The sequence below is a fragment of the Methylosinus sp. R-45379 genome (genome assembly GCF_001644125.1).
In the GTDB taxonomy this organism is placed as follows: Bacteria; Pseudomonadota; Alphaproteobacteria; order Rhizobiales; family Beijerinckiaceae; genus Methylosinus.
The window spans coordinates 80,574-98,941 of the sequence record NZ_LUUM01000309.1; the positions used below are offsets into that span (position 1 = coordinate 80,574).

At 65.8% G+C, this 18,368-nt stretch carries 17 protein-coding genes and 1 other RNA gene; 4 read left to right on the forward strand and 14 right to left on the reverse strand.

The features are described 5' to 3' along the window. Positions 1 to 2: 2 nt before the first annotated feature. The 6 genes from A1351_RS22565 to A1351_RS22585 form a co-directional block, all read right to left on the reverse strand. Complete coding sequence (locus tag A1351_RS22565) at positions 3 to 1,823, reverse strand: DNA polymerase III subunit gamma/tau (RefSeq protein ID WP_064033987.1); 1,821 nt, start codon at positions 1,821 to 1,823, stop codon at positions 3 to 5. A gap of 53 nt (positions 1,824 to 1,876) precedes the next feature. After that, a complete protein-coding gene (locus tag A1351_RS22570; protein WP_064033988.1) occupies positions 1,877 to 2,233 on the reverse strand; it encodes a GFA family protein in 357 nt (118 codons plus the stop codon). A 25-nt stretch (positions 2,234 to 2,258) separates the two neighbouring features. Then, an RNA gene (ffs, locus tag A1351_RS22575) (signal recognition particle sRNA small type) lies at positions 2,259 to 2,356 on the reverse strand. A 46-nt stretch (positions 2,357 to 2,402) separates the two neighbouring features. Then, positions 2,403 to 2,834 carry a phasin family protein gene (locus A1351_RS22580; protein ID WP_026599943.1) on the reverse strand — a complete coding sequence of 144 codons (432 nt, stop codon included), beginning with the start codon at positions 2,832 to 2,834 and terminating at the stop codon, positions 2,403 to 2,405. Between the two features lie 190 nt (positions 2,835 to 3,024). After that, positions 3,025 to 3,519, reverse strand: coding sequence for a hypothetical protein (locus tag A1351_RS25030; protein WP_134187962.1), 495 nt, complete (start codon positions 3,517 to 3,519; stop codon positions 3,025 to 3,027). Positions 3,520 to 3,521: 2 nt separating this feature from the next. Beyond that, entirely contained in the window at positions 3,522 to 5,474 is a 1,953-nt protein-coding gene (locus tag A1351_RS22585) for a potassium transporter Kup (RefSeq protein ID WP_245291709.1), read from the reverse strand. A gap of 497 nt (positions 5,475 to 5,971) precedes the next feature. Between A1351_RS22585 and A1351_RS22590 the strand changes: the two genes are divergently transcribed. Genes A1351_RS22590 through hpnE form a run of 4 tightly spaced genes read left to right on the forward strand, consistent with a single transcriptional unit; the run spans position 5,972 to position 10,120 of the window. Next, entirely contained in the window at positions 5,972 to 7,123 is a 1,152-nt protein-coding gene (locus tag A1351_RS22590; protein ID WP_064033990.1) for a glycosyltransferase, read from the forward strand. 17 nt (positions 7,124 to 7,140) lie between these two features. Beyond that, positions 7,141 to 8,019 (forward strand): squalene synthase HpnC, encoded by an 879-nt coding sequence (gene hpnC / locus A1351_RS22595; RefSeq protein ID WP_064033991.1) that lies wholly within the window; start codon positions 7,141 to 7,143, stop codon positions 8,017 to 8,019. Further along, positions 8,016 to 8,879: a presqualene diphosphate synthase HpnD gene (gene hpnD, locus A1351_RS22600; protein WP_064033992.1), complete on the forward strand. Its 864-nt coding sequence runs from the start codon at positions 8,016 to 8,018 to the stop codon at positions 8,877 to 8,879. Before hpnC ends, hpnD begins: the two co-directional genes overlap by 4 nt. Beyond that, positions 8,876 to 10,120, forward strand: a complete 1,245-nt coding sequence (gene hpnE, locus A1351_RS22605; RefSeq protein ID WP_064033993.1) for a hydroxysqualene dehydroxylase HpnE — start codon at positions 8,876 to 8,878, stop codon at positions 10,118 to 10,120. The genes hpnD and hpnE overlap by 4 nt, the downstream gene beginning before the upstream one ends. A 194-nt stretch (positions 10,121 to 10,314) precedes the next feature. Here the strand turns inward: hpnE and phoB are convergent, their stop codons facing one another. From phoB to A1351_RS22645, 8 genes are all read right to left on the reverse strand, one after another. Then, on the reverse strand, positions 10,315 to 11,058 hold the full coding sequence (phoB, locus tag A1351_RS22610) for a phosphate regulon transcriptional regulator PhoB (protein WP_024878388.1): 744 nt from the start codon (positions 11,056 to 11,058) through the stop codon (positions 10,315 to 10,317). Next, positions 11,055 to 11,780, reverse strand: coding sequence for a phosphate signaling complex protein PhoU (phoU, locus tag A1351_RS22615; protein ID WP_018267050.1), 726 nt, complete (start codon positions 11,778 to 11,780; stop codon positions 11,055 to 11,057). The genes phoB and phoU overlap by 4 nt, the downstream gene beginning before the upstream one ends. 30 nt (positions 11,781 to 11,810) lie before the next feature. Continuing rightward, positions 11,811 to 12,596, reverse strand: coding sequence for a phosphate ABC transporter ATP-binding protein PstB (gene pstB / locus A1351_RS22620; RefSeq protein WP_024878389.1), 786 nt, complete (start codon positions 12,594 to 12,596; stop codon positions 11,811 to 11,813). Beyond that, positions 12,593 to 13,432 carry a phosphate ABC transporter permease PstA gene (gene pstA, locus A1351_RS22625; protein ID WP_024878390.1) on the reverse strand — a complete coding sequence of 280 codons (840 nt, stop codon included), beginning with the start codon at positions 13,430 to 13,432 and terminating at the stop codon, positions 12,593 to 12,595. Before pstA ends, pstB begins: the two co-directional genes overlap by 4 nt. A gap of 3 nt (positions 13,433 to 13,435) precedes the next feature. Then, on the reverse strand, positions 13,436 to 14,356 hold the full coding sequence (pstC, locus tag A1351_RS22630) for a phosphate ABC transporter permease subunit PstC (RefSeq protein WP_245267429.1): 921 nt from the start codon (positions 14,354 to 14,356) through the stop codon (positions 13,436 to 13,438). A gap of 334 nt (positions 14,357 to 14,690) precedes the next feature. Beyond that, positions 14,691 to 15,743 (reverse strand): phosphate ABC transporter substrate-binding protein PstS, encoded by a 1,053-nt coding sequence (pstS, locus tag A1351_RS22635; protein ID WP_026599949.1) that lies wholly within the window; start codon positions 15,741 to 15,743, stop codon positions 14,691 to 14,693. Between the two features lie 158 nt (positions 15,744 to 15,901). Further along, positions 15,902 to 16,960: an ATP-binding protein gene (locus tag A1351_RS22640; protein ID WP_024878393.1), complete on the reverse strand. Its 1,059-nt coding sequence runs from the start codon at positions 16,958 to 16,960 to the stop codon at positions 15,902 to 15,904. Between the two features lie 118 nt (positions 16,961 to 17,078). Then, complete coding sequence (locus A1351_RS22645; RefSeq protein WP_024878394.1) at positions 17,079 to 18,272, reverse strand: lysylphosphatidylglycerol synthase domain-containing protein; 1,194 nt, start codon at positions 18,270 to 18,272, stop codon at positions 17,079 to 17,081. Positions 18,273 to 18,368: the final 96 nt, after the last annotated feature.

Sequence of the window (18,368 nt, forward strand, 5' to 3'; positions counted from 1 at the left end):
TTTCACACGTCGTCCGGCTCCTCGTCGTCATAAGCCAATTCGGCGCCGGCCGTCGCGGCCGGCTCCGTCTCCTTGCCGCGCACGGCGACGATCTCCGCGCCGGGAAACCGCGCCAATATGCTCGCCACCAGCGGATCGGCCTCGATCCCGGAGCGCTTCTCGCTCTCGCGGGCCAAGGCCTCCTCGCGCAGCGTCGGCGCGCCGCCGGCGGCGAGCGCCACCAGCCAGCGCGTCCCGGTCCAGTCCTGCAGCTTTTGCATCAAAAGCTGCGGCAGCCGCGTCGAGCCGCCCGGCGCCAGCTCGAACTCGATGCGCCCCTGCTCGAAGCGCACGAGGCGAACTTCCGTCTCGAGCGCGATCTTCAATTGTATGTCGCGCTTCTCGCCCGCCAGGGCCACGAGGGCGCGGAAATCGGCGATTTTCACCCCCGCCGACGGGGATGGCTCCGCGGCGCGGCGCTGGGCCGGCGCGGCGCTGGTCGCGAGTGCCGAAGGCGCTGGCGAGAAAGCCGCGGGCTTGGGCGCCGGCGCGAACGCGACCGGGGGCCGCTCGCCGGGCGCCGCCGCGGGGACGGAGCCCGGCGCGGGACGCGGCGCGCCGCCCTGGCCGAAGCCGAGCTTGCGCAGCGCCTCCTCCGGCGAGGGCATTTCGGCGGCATGGGTCAGGCGCACCAGCACCATATCGGCGCTGGCGAGAGGACGCGGCGAGCTGCGCAGCTCATCGACGCCTTTCATCAAAATCTGCCACGCCCGCGTCAGCACGGAGATGGAGAGCGTTCCCGCCGCATCGCCGCCGCGGCGGCGCTCCTCCTCGGTCAGCGCATTGGATTGCGCGGCGTCCGGCGCGAGCTTCAGCCGCGTCACCAGATGGGTGAATTCGGCCAGCTCCAGCAGCACTTGCGCCGGATCGGCGCCGCCGTCGTATTGGTCTTGCAGCAAAGCGATGGCGGCGGCGATCTCGCCCTTCATCGCCGCCTCGAAGAGATCGATGACGCGCGATTTGTCGGCGACGCCCAGCATCAGCCGCAGGTCCTGCGCGGCGATCGCGCCGCCGCCCGCCGCGCCATGGGCGATGGCCTGATCGAGCAGCGACAGCGCGTCGCGCGCCGAGCCTTCCGCTGCGCGGGCGATCATGGCCAGCGCCTCGTCCTCGATCGTCACGCTCTCGAGATCGCAGATCTTGCGCAAATGCGCGGCGAGCAGGCCGGCGTCTATGCGGCGCAGATCGAAGCGCTGGCAGCGCGAGCGCACGGTGACGGGAACCTTGTCGATCTCCGTCGTCGCGAAGATGAATTTCACATGCTCCGGCGGCTCTTCCAGCGTCTTCAGCAGGCCGTTGAAGGCGGCCTTGGAGAGCATGTGCACTTCGTCGATGATGTAGACTTTGACGCGCGCCATCACAGGGCGATAGCGCGCATTCTCGATGATCTCGCGAATGTCGTCGATGCCGGTGTGCGAGGCGGCGTCCATCTCCAGCACATCGGGATGGCGCGAATCGATGATCGCCTGACAATGCGCGCCGAGCGCGTCCATATGGATCGTCGGGCGATCGACGCCGGGGCGGCCGTCCTGTGCGGGAAGCTCGTAATTGAAGGCGCGGGCGAGAATGCGGGCGGTGGTCGTCTTGCCGACGCCGCGCACGCCGGTCAAGAGATAGGCCTGATGGATGCGGTTCAGCGCGAAGGCGTTCTCGAGCGTGCGCACCATCGGCTCCTGGCCGATGAGATCGGCGAAGCCGGAGGGGCGATATTTGCGCGCCAGCACGCGATAGGCGGCGGAAGGCGCGCCGGCGGCTTGCGGATCGGGAAACATCGCGTCATCCATGGCGGAAGTCTAAAGGCTCGCGACCGCCTTATCCACCGCCATGCGGCGAAAATCTAGACGTTTCGCCCGTCGACGTGTGTCGACGCCAGCGCGCGCGGATCGACGCCGTCGAGGCAATTGACGTTGACCGCGACCATTTGCGCGCCATTCGGCGACACGCCCTGCGCGAAGGGCTCGATCCCGCAGATCTTGCAGAATCGGTGAGCGATCATCTTCGTGTTGAAACGATATTCGCCGAGAGCGTCCTCGCCCGAGCTCAAGCGGAATTTTTCCGCGGGCGTGAAGCTCAAGACGGCGCCCATCCGCTGACAACGGGAGCAATTGCATGTGATGGTGTGGTCGAGGTCCAGCGTCGCTTCGAATGTCACCGCCCGGCATTGGCAGGAGCCGTGATACGACGCATCGCTCATATGCAAAATTCTCCGCAAAACCTAAAGTGGGAGGCTGGACGAAGACCCGCCCGGAACTCGTTAGGGCTGCTTCCTTCCGGACCTGACCCGGTTGGCGAGTGGAGCGTCCACCGCCAACCTCCCGCGCCCTATGTGGCAAAACTCGCGCGCCGGCGCAAGGGCGCCTTTGCTAATGCTCCCCCTTGCCCGCCTCGCGCGCCTTGGCGGCGAGCTTCTCGGTCTGCTCGCTGATGTCGGCGATGATCTTGCTGGCCGCCTCCTGGTTCGCCTTGGCCGCCTGCTCTCCCGCGCTCTGGGCGGAGACGAAGGCTTCCTTGGCGAGGTTGGAGCACAGCTCGCCGACGCGCGAAGCGCGGGCGAAGAAATCGCCATAGGCGTTGCGGTAGAATTCCGACTGCAATTGCATGATGTCGTCGATCTTCTGCACGCGCAGCAGCTTCTCGAAATAGTTGCGGCTATTGTCGAGCGACTGCTTGGAGTAGTCGGTCGCCTCCTCCGCTATGGCGCGCAGGCTCTTGGCCGTCGAGCTGGTCGCGGTGTTGAAGGCGTCGAGCTGATATTTTCCGAGATCGCGAAAATCGTCGAAATTCAGATTGGCCATTGCATCCTCCCGCCGGTCGCGGCGCGGGGGAGGCGGCCCTCCCAGGCTACGCGCACGCGACACTGCTCGCTGGCGCGATTCTCGGAAATGCGCGGCGCGAGGGCAAATCGTGGAAACCACGTAATCGCGCCTGCGACGGCTCTGTCCGTGGATTTCATCCCTCTTATAAAATCCTCTGGAATAGAAATGGTCAATTCTTCGGCTCTGCGTTCTTTCTAGAGATATCGAGAACGCAGACACCAGACCAAGAAGCGAACACTAAAAACGCAATTGCTAAGTGTACTGTAACCAAAACTCTCGATTCGCCACGTTCAACAAAGTTTCTTATTATTTGCAAGAACCCAAATTTCCAAGTCGGAAGCACAACTGCTGCCAAAACAATTAAAAAAACAAAAGTAAGTAAAATTTTCATACCGGCGTCGCCATTTTTTACATAGCGCGTCATAACGTATTTTCGAAAAATATCTAAATTAGTATATATTATATATGATATAAATAAAACAGTCAGCGCAAAGTAAGTTATAACAATAGAATATAATGCTAGAAATCCAAATGTATCTACAAAATTAATTGCTTTAAGCAAATGCATTATTCCCAAAAACACGCCTGTCGAAATATAAATCAGCCCCACGAGTCCCTTGAAAAAATCTGTTGGGTCCTGCTCTTCTTTTGTTTCGGTTGTCATAATCAAATCGTCAGCTGAGCGCCCAGCTCCACCACGCGGTCGGTCGGTATGGAGAAGAAGTCGGTGGCGTTGGCCGATTGCCGGGTCAGAGCGACATAGAGCTTGTCCTGCCAGACCGGCATTTCCGAGGCCGGGCTCTCCTTGATCGAGCGGCGGCCGAGGAAGAAGGAGGTGGTCATAATATCGTATTTGACGCCCGCCTTGCGCATCGCCGCCAGCGCCGCCGGCACGCGCGGGCTCTCCATGAAGCCGAAGTGCAAAGTCGCGCGGGTGAAGTCGGGCGCGAGCTTCTCGATCTCGAAACGCTTTTCCGGCGGCACGCGCGGCGTGTCCTCCGTGTTGACGCAAATGACCAGCACGCGCTCGTGCAGCACCTTATTGTGCTTGAGATTGTGCAGCAGCGCGGTGGGCGCGACCTCCGGGTCGCTGGTCAGGAAGACGGCCGTGCCGGGCACGCGCGTCGGCTTGGATTTCTCCAGCATGGCGATGAGATCGCGGATCGGGATCGAATCGCGATGCGTCTTCTCGGCGAGCAAGGATGTGCCGCGCACCCAAGTCCACATCACCACCATGGAGCCGCCGCCGAGCAGCAGCGGAACCCAGCCGCCCTCGACCACCTTCATGAGATTGGCGGCCAGAAAGGCGAGATCGACGGTGAGGAAGGCGAGGATGAACAGCGACGCCGCCCAGAGCGGCCAATGCCATTTGCGCCATACCACGATGAAGGCGAGCGCCGTTGTCGTCACCATCGTGCCGGTGACGGCGATGCCATAGGCGGAGGCGAGCGCGCTCGAGCTTTTGAAGGTCGTGACCAGCACCAGCACGCCGATCAGCAGCAGCCGATTGACGCGGCCGATGTAGATCTGCCCTTCCTGCGTCGCGGAAGTGTGGGTGATCTCGAGGCGCGGCAGCAGGCCGAGCTGTATCGCCTGGCGCACGATGGAGAAGGCGCCTGTGATGACCGCCTGGCTGGCGATGACGGTGGCGAGCGTCGAGAGAATGACCAGCGGCAGCAGCGCCCAGTCCGGCGCCAGCAGGAAGAAGGGATTCTCGATCGCCTTGGGATCGGCGAGGATCAGCGCGCCCTGGCCGAGATAATTGAGGAACAGGGCCGGCAGCACGAAGAAGATCCAGGCGATCTGGATCGGTGCGCGGCCGAAATGGCCCATATCGGCGTAGAGCGCCTCGGCGCCGGTGACGACGAGGAAGACCGAGCCCAGCACGGCGAAGCCGATCCAGCCATGGGTGAGCAGAAACATGAAGCCATGGCGCGGATCGAAGGCGCGCAGCACTTGCGGGGCGTCGCCGATATGGGAGGCGCCGAGCGCCGCCATGACGATGAAGAACACCGCCATTACCGGGCCGAACAGAGCGGCGACGCGCGCCGTGCCGTGACTCTGCGCCCAGAACAGCGAGACGAGAATCGCGACGGTGATGGGGAAGACGAATTCGCCGAATTTTGGATTGACGATCTCGAGCCCCTCGACCGCCGAGAGCACAGAGATGGCTGGGGTGATGATGGCGTCGCCGGAAAACAGCGCCGCGCCGGCGACGCCGAGAAGGAAGACCGGCCTCGCGCGCCGGCCCAGCGCGATCTGCGCCAGCGCCATCAGCGAGAGAATGCCGCCCTCGCCGCGATTGTCGGCGCGCATCAGGAAGAACACATATTTCGCGGTGACGGTGAAGATCAGCGCGAAAATGAGCAGCGAGATCGTGCCGATGACGACATCCTCGCCGAGCCCGCCGGATTTGGCGTGGGCGAGCGACTCGCGCAGCGCATAGAGCGGGCTGGTGCCGATGTCGCCATAGACGACGCCGATCGAGCCGATGATGAGGCCCGCGCTCGTCGCCGAGCCGTGTCCTTCGGCGACGGGCGCCGGCTGCGTCGCCGCCGCGCCCTCCGTGTCGCATCGAGAGGAAGAGCCCGCCGCGTCACGCGCCACATTGGGATCCATGGAAATTTCCTCGAATGACATCGGAATGCGCGGGCGCGCCGCCGGTCCCTCGACATGCTGTTCGACATGCTCGGACCCGGCTGCGCCGGCGCGGCGATATACGCCTGTTCCAGATGGAAGAGAAGCCGCCGCCGGCCATTTCTGAGGAAAATCCCTTAGACGCCGGCGGTTGCGATGCGGAGCCGCCAGGGCGATCGGGCGAACGAGAAGTGGAGATCGAAGAGGCGTGTCCACCTCCCCCTCGAGGGGGGAGGTCGAGCGCCGCAGGCGATCGGGAGGGGGTGACACCCCGAGTCTTCGCCGCGAACCCCACCCCGTCCGGCTATCGCCGGCCGACCCTCCCCCTGAAGGGGAGGGTGAGCGCGCCCGTTTCGGCATTCACCCGATTGCCCTGTAGCGCCGCCGCCGGCCGGGCTGGCCTCGCGGCCGCGGCGATGCTATGGCCGAGCCCTCGTCACATCGTCCCCGGCGACCCCGGCGACGCGAACGCTCGGAATATGATCGCGATTGTCCTCGGAGGCGTCGGCCTCCTCGTCTGGCTCTATCTCCTGCTCGGCAATGGCGGCTTCTGGCGCCTCACTGAGCACGACCGCCGTTTCGTCCCCAAGGGCGCGCAAGTCCCCAAGGGCGTCCGCGTCGTCGCCGTCATTCCGGCGCGCGACGAGGCGGATGTCGTCGCCATCGGCCTGCGATCCTTGTTCCGCCAGGAATTTTCTGGCCGGCTCGAGATCGTCCTCGTCGATGACGAGAGTTCCGACGGCACGGCCGAGGTCGCCCGCGCCTGCGCCAGCGAGGAGCGCGCCGAGGATCGCCTCACCGTGCTCCAGGGGCGCCCGGAGCAGGGCTGGACCGGCAAGCTCGCGGCCATGGACCGCGGCGTCGCCCATGTCCTTTCCAGCGGCGTCTCGCCCGATTTCATCTTGTTCTGCGACGCCGACATCGCCTTCGCCCCCGGCCTCGTCGAGCGGCTCGTCGCCGGCGCGGCGGCGCGGGGGACGGTGCTCTCCTCGCTGATGGTCAAGCTGCGTTGCGAGAGCCTCGCCGAGCGGTGGTTCGTGCCGGCTTTCGTCTTCTTCTTCCAGATGCTCTACCCCTTCCCGCGTGTGAACGACCCGAAAAGCCCGGTCGCCGGGGCGGCCGGCGGGGTGATGCTAGTGCGCCCCGCGGCGCTGGAGGAGGCCGGCGGCCTGCAACAAATCCGCGGCGCGCTGATCGATGATTGCGCGCTCGGCAAGCTCATGAAGAAGCAGGGGCCGATCTGGCTCGGCCTCACCGACGACGCCTGGAGCCTGCGGCCCTATCCGCATTTGCGCGACATCGAGCAGATGGTGACGCGCTCGGCCTATGCGCAATTGGGCTATTCGCCCTGGCGGCTGGCCGGCGCGGTTCTCGGCATGGGCCTCGTCTATCTCGCGCCGCCCATTCTCGCCTTCGCGGCGCCGGAGCCGGCGGCTTATATCGCGCTCGTCGCCTATCTATTGATGGCGCAGTCCTATATGCCGTCTCTGCGTTTCTACGGACGCAATCGGCTCGGCGCCTTCGCCTTGCCGGCGGTCGCGGCCTGCTATACGTGGTTCACGCTATTGTCCGCCTGGCGGCACACACGCGGGCGCGGCGGCGCCTGGAAGGGCCGTTACCAGGCCCCCTGAAGAGGATGAGCGATCACATGAGCGACATCGCCGCCGCCGCTTCGGGGAAGGGCCATAAGGACGAGAATTTCCCCGTCGCCTCTCTCTTCGCGCCGCGCCATCGCGCGGCCGTCCTCGCCTTTTACGATTTCGTGCGCGCCGCGGACGATATCTCCGACCATGCGACGCTCCCGGGCGATCAGAAGATCGCCATGCTGGACCGCATGGAGGCGGCGCTGCTCGGCTCCGGCGAGGATATTCCCGTCGCCTCGCGGCTGCGCGCCGAGCTGGCCGAGCGCGGCCTCGAGCCTCGCCATGCGCAGGATCTGCTCATCGCCTTCCGCCGCGACGTGACGCAGTTGCGCTATCGCGACTGGGACGATCTCATCGATTACTGCCGCTATTCGGCCATGCCGGTCGGCCGCTTCGTGCTCGACGTCCATGGCGAGGATCGCGCGCGGACATGGGGGCCGAATGACGCGCTCTGCGCGGCGCTGCAGATCATCAATCATCTGCAGGATTGCGCGAAAGATTATCGCAATCTCGATCGCGTCTATCTGCCGCAGGACATGCTCGCCGCCAATGGCGCGAGCGTCGAGATGCTCGCCGCCGATCGCGCCTCGCCGCAGCTCGCCGCGACATTGCGCGCGCTGGCCGAGCGCACGCAGGGGCTGCTGAAGGAGAGCGCGCCTTTCGCCGATCTCATCGTCGACACGCGCCTCGCCATGGAAGTGGGCGCGATCCAGCGCCTCGCCGAGACGCTCACCGCGCGGCTGCGTGTCGCCGATCCGCTGAGCGAGAAGGTTCACGCCTCCAAGCGCCAATATCTGCTCACGGCGCTGGCCGGCGCCGGGATCACTCTGCTGCGCCGGCTCGTCTCGCCGCGCGCCGCCTCCGCCGCGAGCGTCGCGCGATGAGCATGGAGACGATCGCCCCCGAGGCGCCGCGGGTCGCCGCGAAAAGCTCTTTCTATCTCGCCATGCGCATTCTCGAGCCCGAGCGGCGCGACGCAATGTATGCGATCTACGGCTTCTGCCGCGCCGTCGACGACATTGCGGACGAGGAGGGCGACCGCGCCCTGCGCCTCTCCCAGCTCGACGATTGGCGGCGCGATCTCGACGCGCTCTACGCCGGCCGCACGCATAAGCGTTGCGCCGATCTGGCGCGGCCGGTGCGCCGCTTCGGCCTCGAGCGCGCCGATTTCGAGGCGGTCATCGACGGCATGGCCATGGATGTCGTGGAGGATATTCGCGCGCCGGAATGGGATCGGCTCGATCTCTATTGCGATCATGTGGCGAGCGCGGTGGGGCGGCTCTCGGTGCGGGTCTTCGGCCTCGCCGATGAGGCGGAGAGCGCCAGCGGCGCGCTGCCGACCAAGGCGCGCATGCTCGCCTATCACATGGGCCGCGCCTTGCAGCTCACCAATATTCTGCGCGATCTCGACGAGGACGAGGCGCGCGGGCGGCTCTATCTCCCGCGCGAGGCGCTGGAGGCGGCCGGCGTCACCGATTTCGCGCGCGGCGCGGTGCTGGCGCACCCCGGCCTTCAGCAAGTCTGCGCTGCAGTGGCCGAGCGCGCGCGCAAGCATTATGCGGAATCGGAGCTGCTGATGCGCGTCTCGCCGCAGCGCGCGGTGAAGGCGCCCTATCTGATGGCGACGGCCTATCGCTCGGTTCTCGATCGTCTGGTGGCGCGCGGCTTCGCGCCGCCGCGCGTGCCGGTCTCCGCCTCGCGGACGAAAGTCCTGCTGGCCCTGCTGAGATTCGCGCTGACGTGAGCGGAACGACGCATATCATCGGCGCGGGTCTCGCCGGCCTCTCCTGCGCCATTCGTCTGACCGACGAGGGCCGCAGCGTCGCGCTCTATGAAGCCGCGCGCATGGCGGGCGGGCGCTGCCGGTCCTATTATGATTCCAGCCTCGATCTCGTCATCGACAATGGCAATCATCTGCTGCTCTCCGGCAACGCCACGGCGCTGGATTACGCCCGCCGCATCGGCTCGGTGGATGAGCTGGTCGGGCCGAAGGAATGCGCCTTCGACTTTTTGGACACGCGCGACGGAACGCGCTGGCGCATGAGGCCGAACGCCTCGCGCCTGCCCTGGTGGATTTTCGTGGCGGATCGCCGCGTGCCCGGCACGGCGCCTGCGGATTATCTCGGCGCGATCGGCATTCTCCTCGCCAAAAAGGGCGCGACCATCGGCGAGGCGATGAATTGCTCGGGCGTGCTCTATGAGCGGCTGTGGGGGCCGGTGCTGCTCTCCGCGCTCAATACGGAGCCGCGCTGCTCCTCCGCCGCGCTCGCCGCCGCCGTGCTGCGCGAGACGCTGGCCGCTGGCGGCGCCGCTTGCCGTCCGCTGGTCGCGCGGCGCGGGCTCGGGACGGCGTTCATCGAGCCGGCGCTGAGCGCTCTCGCCGCGCGTGGCGCCGCGCCGCGCTTCGCCGCGCGGCTGAAGGGAATCGAATTTTCCGGCGAGCGCGCCACAGCGCTCGATTTCGGCGACGAGAAAATCGCGCTCGGCGAGAATGACAGCGTCGCGCTCGCCGTCCCGCCCTGGGCGGCGCAGGAGCTCGTTCCGGGCCTCGTCGCGCCGGATGATTTCCGCGGCATCGTCAATGCGCATTTCAAGATCGCGCCGCCGCCGGGGCAGCCGGCGCTGCTCGGCATGATCGGCTCGCTCACCGAATGGCTGTTCGCTTTCGAGGACAGGCTCTCGGTGACGATCAGCGGCGCCGATCGGTTGATGGACGATTCCCGCGAGAGCCTCGCCGAGCGCATATGGGCCGAGGCAGCCGCCGCCACGGGCCTGCCGGTGGAGCTGCCGCAATGGCAGATCGTCAAGGAAAAGCGCGCCACTTTCGCCGCGACGCCGGCGCAGCAGCTGCGCCGCCCCGGCGCTGTGACGGGGTGGCGCAATCTCTTCCTCGCCGGCGATTGGACTGCGACCGGCCTTCCGGCGACGATTGAAGGCGCGATAAGGTCGGGCTATCGCGCGGCGGAGCTGGCGGGGCGTTCATAGGTCGAGCCCGCCGCCGCCGTCATCGCGAGGAGCGTAGCGACGATGCGATCCAGGGGCCGCCCCACGGCTCTGGATTGCTTCGCTGCGCTCGCAATGACGATGGGCAGAGGGAGCGCGTGCAGACAAAAGCGAGCCTGAAGGCTCGCGATCCAAAGCGCCCCCTGGACCGCGAGCCTTCAGGCTCGCATCGCCCCTCAATTCCTCCCGAAGGTCTCGTCGAAGGAATAGCCGGTGCCGCGCACGGTGCGGATCGGGTCCTTCTCGCGGCCGCGGATGATCGCCTTGCGCAGACGGCCGACATGCACGTCGACGGTGCGCTCGTCGATCTCCGCCGAGAGCCCCCACACGCTGTCGAGCAATTGCGCGCGCGAGAAGACGCGGCCGGGTTTTTCCATCAGATATTCCAGCAGACGGAACTCCGTCGGGCCGAGATGAATCTCGCGCCCGCCGCGCTTCACGCGGCGCGTCTCGCGGTCGAGGTCTATGTCGCCGGCGACGAGCCGCGTCGCCACGCGCTCCGGCCGCGCGCGGCGCAGCAGCGCATGCACGCGCGCCATCAGCTCCGGCGGCGAGAAGGGCTTCACCACATAATCGTCGGCGCCGATGGAGAGGCCGCGCACGCGCTCATTCTCGTCGCCGCGCGCGGTGAGCATGATGATCGGCATGCTGCGCGTGTCGTCGCGCGCGCGCAGCCGTCGGCAGATCTCGAGGCCGGAGACGCCGGGCAGCATCCAGTCGAGAATAACGAGATCGGGCTGCGATTCGGAGAGACGGATCTCCGCCTCGTCGCCGCGCTCTATATGCTCGACGAGAAAGCCCTCGGCCTCGAGATTATAGCCGAGCAGCAGCGCCAGCGCCGCGTCGTCCTCGACGACGAGTATGCGCGGCGCGCGGTCGTGCGGCGCCTCGCGCGGAGCGGCGACGCGGATTTCATTCATTTCGTAGGCTCATCCGGTTCCGCGCTGGCGGGAAGGCTCGCCGATTTGCCTTTGGGGCGGTCGGTCGGCATCGCCTCGCCAGTGACGAGATAGACGATCGTCTCGGCGACATTGGTGGTGTGATCGCCGATGCGCTCTATGTTCTTCGAGCAGAAGAGCAGATGCGTGCAGAAGGAGATGTTGCGCGGGTCCTCCATCATGAAGGTGAGGAGATCGCGGAACACCGAATCTTCCAGCGCATCGAGCTCGCTGTCGTTGGTCCACACGGCGCGGGCGCGCTCGACATCGCGCTGGGCGTAGGCGTCGAGCACGTCCTTCAGCTGTATGGCGGCGACTTCCGCCATCGTCTTGAGGCCGATGACGGCGCGCGGCACGCGCGCCTCGGAGAGGATCTTCACCGTGCGCTTGGCGATGCTCTTGGCGAGATCGCCGACCCGCTCGAGATCGGCGGCGATGCGCATAGCGGCGATGCATTCGCGCAGATCGATAGCGAGCGGCTGCCGCCGCGCGATGGTGAGGATGGCGTTCTCCTCTATCTCCCGCTGCAGCGCGTCGAGGCGCTGATCGGTGGCGACGACGCGATGGGCGAGCTCAATGTCGAAATTGGCGAGCGCATCCATGGCTTCGGCGAGCATTTTCTCGGCGATGCCTCCCATCTCGGCGATTCTGCGGCCGAGCACTTCGAGGTCGCGGTCATAGGAGCTGACGATATGTTCGCTCATGGTCTCAATGTCCTCGTGCGCGATGCGCGCTCAGCCGAAGCGGCCGGTGATATAGTCCTGCGTCTTCTTGTTCTGCGGCGCGGTGAAGAGATTATTGGTCTCGCCGAATTCGACGAGATCGCCGAGATACATGAAGGCGGTGAAATCGGAGACGCGCGCCGCCTGCTGCATGTTGTGGGTGACGATGGCGATCGTGTAGCGCTCCGACATTTCGTCGATGAGCTCCTCGATCTTCGCGGTCGAGATCGGGTCCAGCGCCGAGCAGGGCTCGTCGAAGAGGATCACCTCTGGCTGAATGGCGACGGTGCGCGCGATGCACAGGCGCTGCTGCTGGCCGCCCGAGAGGCCGAGGCCGCTCGAATTCAGCTTGTCGCGCACCTCGTCCCACAGCGCCGCGCCACGCAGCGCCGCCTCGACGCGCCCGTCGAGCTCGCTGCGCGAGAGCTTCTCGTAGAGGCGAATGCCGAAGGCGATATTGTCGTAGATCGACATGGGGAAGGGCGTCGGCTTCTGGAACACCATGCCGACGCGCGAGCGCAGCAGGTTGAGATCGATGTGCGGGTCGAGAATATTCTCGCCGTCGAGCAGCACCTCGCCCTCGGCGCGCTGCTTGGGATAGAGGTCGTACATGCGGTTCAATATGCGCAGCAGAGTCGATTTGCCGCAGCCGGACGGGCCGATGAAGGCCGTCACCTTATGGGTGTAGAGCGGCAGCGAGATCGATTTCAGCGCCTTCGACGACCCGTAATAGAAATCCAGATCGCGAACCGAGACTTTCGTCGGAATAGTGGCTTCGACAACCGGCATGGCGGTCATTTGTTTTTTCCCTGGCTGCTGAGCGCGCGCGCGGTGATGGAGAGCAGAAGGACGGCGATGGTGACGAGCAGAGCGCCGGTCCAGGCGAGCTGCTGCCAGTCCTTGTAGGGCGAGAGCGCGAATTGGAAGATGACGACGGGCAGGCTGGAGACCGGCGCGTTGAGATCCGTGCTCCAGAACTGATTGTTGAGCGAGGTGAAGAGCAGCGGCGCCGTCTCGCCGGAGACGCGCGCAATGGCCAGCAGCACGCCGGTGACGATGCCGGATTTCGCCGCGCGATAGGCGACGCGCATCAGCATATGGGAGCGCGGCAGGCCGAGCGCCGTCGCCGCCTCGCGCAGCGGCAGCGGCACCAGCAGCAGCATGTCCTCCGTGGTGCGCACGACGACAGGCACCACCAGCACGCCCAGCGCCAGAGCGCCCGCTATGCCGGAGAAATGCCCGACCTGCGCCACCACCACCGTATAGACGAAGAGGCCGACGACGATGGAGGGCGCGCTGAGCAGAATGTCGTTGATGAAGCGCACCACGGTGCTGAGCTTCGAGTAGCGGCCATATTCGGCCATATAGGTGCCGGCGAGCATTCCGAGCGGGGTGCCGAGCAGCACGCCGATCGTCGTCATCACCAGCGAGCCGGCGATGGCGTTGAGCAGGCCGCCGGTGGCGCCGGGCGGCGGCGTCATCTCGGTGAAGACGGCCGGCGAGAGGCCGCGCGCGCCCTCATAGATCAGCGCGCCGAGGATCAGCACCAGCCAGGCGAGGCCGAAGACGGTGCCGGTCCAGCACAGCGTGGTGGCGATCACATTGGTGCGGCGGCGGGAGGTGTAGAGGGACAAGGGTCAGGCTCCCGATTTCTGCTCGATGCGCATCAGCATGAAGCGCGCCGCCGCCAGCACGAAGAAGGTGATGACGAAGAGGATGAGGCCGAGCTCGATCAGCGCGGAAGTGTAGAGGTCGCCGACAGCCTCGGTGAATTCATTGGCGATCGTCGCCGAGATGGTCGTGCCGGGCGCGAGCAGCGAGCTCGACACCTTATGGGCGTTGCCGATGACGAAGGTGACGGCCATCGTCTCGCCGAGAGCGCGGCCGAGGCCGAGCATCACGCCGCCGATGACGCCGACGCGCGTGTAGGGGATGACGACATAGCGCATCACTTCCCATGTCGTGCAGCCGACGCCCGAGGCTGCCTCCTTCAGCACCGGCGGGACCGTGTCGAACACGTCGCGCGAGATGGAGGTGATGAAGGGCAGCACCATGATCGCCAGAATGAAGCCGGCCGTCAGCATGCCGATGCCATAGGGCGGGCCGGCGAAGAGGCTCGACAGCACGGGAATGTCGGCGGTGAGCGAGATCAGCGCCGGCTGCACATGCTGCTGCAGGAAGGGCGCCAGCACGAACAGGCCCCAAATGCCGTAGATGATCGACGGGATGCCCGCGAGCAGCTCGATGGCGACGCCGATCGGCCGGCGCAGCGCATGGGGGCAGAGCTCGGTGAGGAAGATGGCGATGCCGAGGCCCAGCGGCACGGCGATGACCATGGCGATGGTCGACGTCACCAGAGTGCCGTAGACGGGCGCGACGGCGCCGAATCTCTCGGTGACGGGATTCCACGATTCCGTCGTCAAAAAGCCGAGGCCGAAGGCCTTTATCGCCGGCAGCGAGCCATAGATCAGCGAGAAGATCACGCCGCCGAGAATCAGAAGGACGAGCACCGCGGCGGCGCGGGTCAAATTATGAAAGAAGAAGTCGAACAAGGCCATGCGGCCGAGAACTTTCCCGCGGTCGACTTCGGCGGCGCGGGGCGTCGCATCTACGATTGCTAGGTCCGACACGCTATTGTCTCTCGTTTGGCGGTTGAAGCCGGCGTCCATCGCGCGCTCCCGAAGGCGGATTTTTCATCTGAGGTCATAGCGCAGGTCTCGAGGGAACTCACCGCGTCGAGGCGTTCCGCGTCGAAAAGAAGCGGGAAAGCTCGTCCTCGGGCGGTTCGTCTCGCGCCATTCCGCCACCTCTGCCCCTCGCGTCGAGGGGCGCCGGCGATATCTCCAGGGATGATCTCGTCCAAGGATGATCTCGCCGGCGCGCATCGATGCGTCAGTTGATCGACGCCAGCGGCTTGCCGCTCGCATCCTTGATATTGGCCGTCCAGCTCTTCTTGATCAGAGCCACGACATTGGTCGGCAGCGGGATGTAATCCAGCTCCTCGGCCGCCTTATTGCCCTTGGCGAAGGCCCAACCGAAGAATTTCAGAGCCTCGCCGGCCGCAGCCGTATCCTGCGGCGCCTTGGGCAGCAGAATGAAGGTGGCGGCGGTGATCGGCCAGGACTGCGCGCCCGGCTGGTCGGTGAGGATCTGATAGAAGCCCGGCGCATTGGCCCAATCGGCGTTGGAGGCCGCGGCCTGGAAGGTCGGCGTCGTCGGCGCGACGGTCTTGCCGTCCTTGTTGACGAGCTTGGTGTAGGTCAGCTTGTTCTGCTTGGCGTAGGCGTATTCGACATAGCCGATGGCGCCCTTGGTGTTGGCCACATTGTTGGCGACGCCCTCATTGCCCTTGGCGCCGATGCCGACCGGCCATTCGACCGAGGCGTTCTCGCCGACCTTGGCCTTCCAGTCCGCGCTGACCTTGGACAGGTAATTGGTGAAGTTGAAGGTCGTGCCCGATCCGTCCGAACGATGCACGACGGCGATCGCGGCCGAGGGAAGCTTGGCCTTCGGGTTCAGCTTCTTGATCGCGGCGTCGTCCCAGCTCTTGATCTCGCCGAGGAAGATGGCGCCGAGCGTCTTGCCGTCGAGGACGAGATCGCCGGAGGCGACGCCGTCCAGATTGACGACCGGCACGATGCCGCCGATCACCTGCGGCCATTGGGTGAGGCCGGCGGCCTCCAGCTCCTCGGCCTTCAGCGGCTGGTCGGAGGCGCCGAAGGTCACGGTGCGCGCCTTGATCTGCTTGATGCCGCCGCCCGAGCCGATCGACTGGTAATTGAGGCCGTTGCCGGTCTCCTTCTTATAGCTGTCCGCCCATTTGGCGTAGATCGGATAGGGGAAGGTGGCGCCGGCGCCCGAAATGTCGATCGCGAGGGCGGCGCCGGCCGTGGCGACGGCCAGGGTCGTCGCCAGAGCGACACGATGGAAAACTTTGGAAAGCATGTTCGGTCTCTTTCGAGCTCGAGGTTCACTGTGTCGGCGCGCGTCCAGCGCCCCAGCGAGGCGCACCCTAGAGGCGCGCGACGAGGGTTTTACGACAGCTGGATGACTGTCACATGACATAGCATCCAGCTGAATTTATTTGCTAAATCTGCGCTTGATCAGGCGCTGTCGGGCTTTTCCGGGTCGATCAATGGCAAAAATACGCGGAAAGTGGCGCCTTTTCCTGGCGCGGAATCTATGGCGAGCCTGCCGCGGTGGCGAGCCACGATATGCTTGACGATCGCCAAGCCGAGTCCCGTGCCGCCCTTGGCGCGGCTCTTGCCGGCGTCGACGCGATAGAAACGCTCGGTGAGGCGCGGCAAATGTTCCGGCGGGATGCCGAGGCCGTGGTCGCGCACCGAGAAGACGGCGGAGGCGCCGAGCGGCGAGAGCGTGATCTCCACCGGACCCGCCCCGTATTTGATCGCGTTCTCGATGAGGTTTTCGGCGACGCGGGCGAGCTCGTCGCGGTCGCCCGGCACGACGACCGTGTCCTCTATGTCGAGCTTCAGCTCTATGCCGCCGTCCTCCGCCATGGGCGCGAGCGTGTCGACGATATGGGCGACGAGAATGCCGAGATCGACCGGCGTGTCCGGGCGCAGATGCAGATGCTGCTCGATGCGCGAGAGGGAGAGCAGATCGTCGACGAGGCGCGACATGCGCTGCGCCTGATCGCGCATGATGGAGAGAAAGCGGTCGCGCGCCTTGGCGTCGTCGCGCGCCGGGCCTTGCAGCGTCTCCACGAAGCCGAGCAGCGAGGCGAGCGGCGTGCGCAGCTCATGGCTGGCGTTGGCGACGAAATCGACGCGCATGCGCTCGACGCGGCGCGATTCGGTGAGATCGCGCAGGCTCACCACGGCGGCGTTCTCATAGCCCTCGAGGCGCAGCGGCGCGATATGCACCTCGAACCAGCATTCCACCGGCAGGCGCTCGAGCCAGATGACCTTCTCCGGCTGGCCGCCGCGCAGCACGCGGTCCAGCGCGTCCAGCACATCGGGCGAGCGCAGGCTGCGCGCCAGCGGATCATTGGGCCGCAAGGAGGGCAGCACGGAGCGCGCGGCGCGATTGGAGGCGACGATGCGCGCCTCCGAATCGATGACGAAGACCGCCTCCGGCAGCGCGTCGATGACGAGGCCGAGCAGAGCTTCGCCCTGATAGCGTCGGCGTAGATCCGGCATCGGTCCTCTCGTCATCGTGTCCCTGGATGAGGAAACGTCTTTATTCCACGATCACGCGGCGTGCGGCCGATCGGTTTCGCGCTCCCCCGTGAGCGGGAGAACACGGCCGAAAGTCGTATCACTCGCGCGTCTCCAATATGCGCGCGATGGTCTCGCGCAGGCTGTTCCAGCGCCGCGAGCCCTCATCGGCGCCGAGCAGCGCGAGCGCGAAAATAAATGGCAAAAAGTAATAGATGACGCGGAACAGCAGGAGCGAGGCCAGCAGGCTCTCCTGCGAATGCGAGGGCAGCGCGTTCAGCATCGTCGCCTCGAAAACGCCGATGCCGCCCGGCGCATGGCTGATGACGCCGAGAATGCAGGCGAAGACATAGACCGAGACGAAAGTCGCGAAATCGAGATCGACGTCATGCGGCAGCAGCGCATAGAGCGCGGCCGCGGCGCAGCAGAGATCGGCGACGCCGAGCAGAGTCTGGCCGCCGGTGGGCGCGAGGCCCGGCAGCTCGAAGAAATGCCCGCGCAGCCGCACCCGGCGCCGGCGCAGCGACACCCAGACGACATAATAGCCGATGCCCGCGCAGGTCGCGAGGCCGAGCCCGAAATTGAGGAAGGCCGGCAGCTTGTCTATGGCGCCGAGCTCGCTGGCGCGCGCCATGAGGCCGACGCCGACCACAGAGGTCATGCCGAGCCAGAAGGTGACGCCCGCTATGACGGTGATATTGGCCACCTGCACGGCGGTGACGCCGACGCGCGCATAGATCCAATAGCGGACGGCCGCGGCGGTGACGACGGGAAAGCCCAGATTGAAGGAGAAGGCGTAGCTCGCGAAGGAGGCGAGCGCGGCGATGCGATAGGGCACATGCAGCCGCAATTGCCGCAGCGCCAGCGCGTCATAGCCGGTGAGCGCGACATAGGAGAGCGCGGTGAGCAGCAGAGCGGCGAAAATCTGCTCGGCGCTCATCGCCGCTATGGCGGCGCGGACGTCGGAGAATTTGACGCTCGAGATCGCGCTGGCGAGGGCGAAGCCGGCGAGCGCGAAAACGGCGAGGCTGGCGACGCCGCCGAGCGCCTTGCCGAGATTGGGCGCGATATAGCGGCGCGCCGTCGTCAGCAGATCGAGACCGGCGCCCTGGTCCGGATTGGGCTTCTCCTCGGCCGGCGCCTCGACGCCGGCTTCCGAAAGATCGCTGTCTGGCCGCTTCAATTTCGCTTTTTCCTCGATGCGTCGTCGAATATGCGCGGAATAGGCTTCTTCGATACGACGTCGGGCGGCGGAGTTCAAAGGCGATCGGCGGGCCTCGCGGCGTCCGTTCATAGGAATCTCGTTCGTTCCTGTTGCGCGCGCCCTCGGGCGGCGGGATGAGACGCCGGCGCGGAGCCCGCCCATCGTTCATCCGCGCGTCGCAAGAGA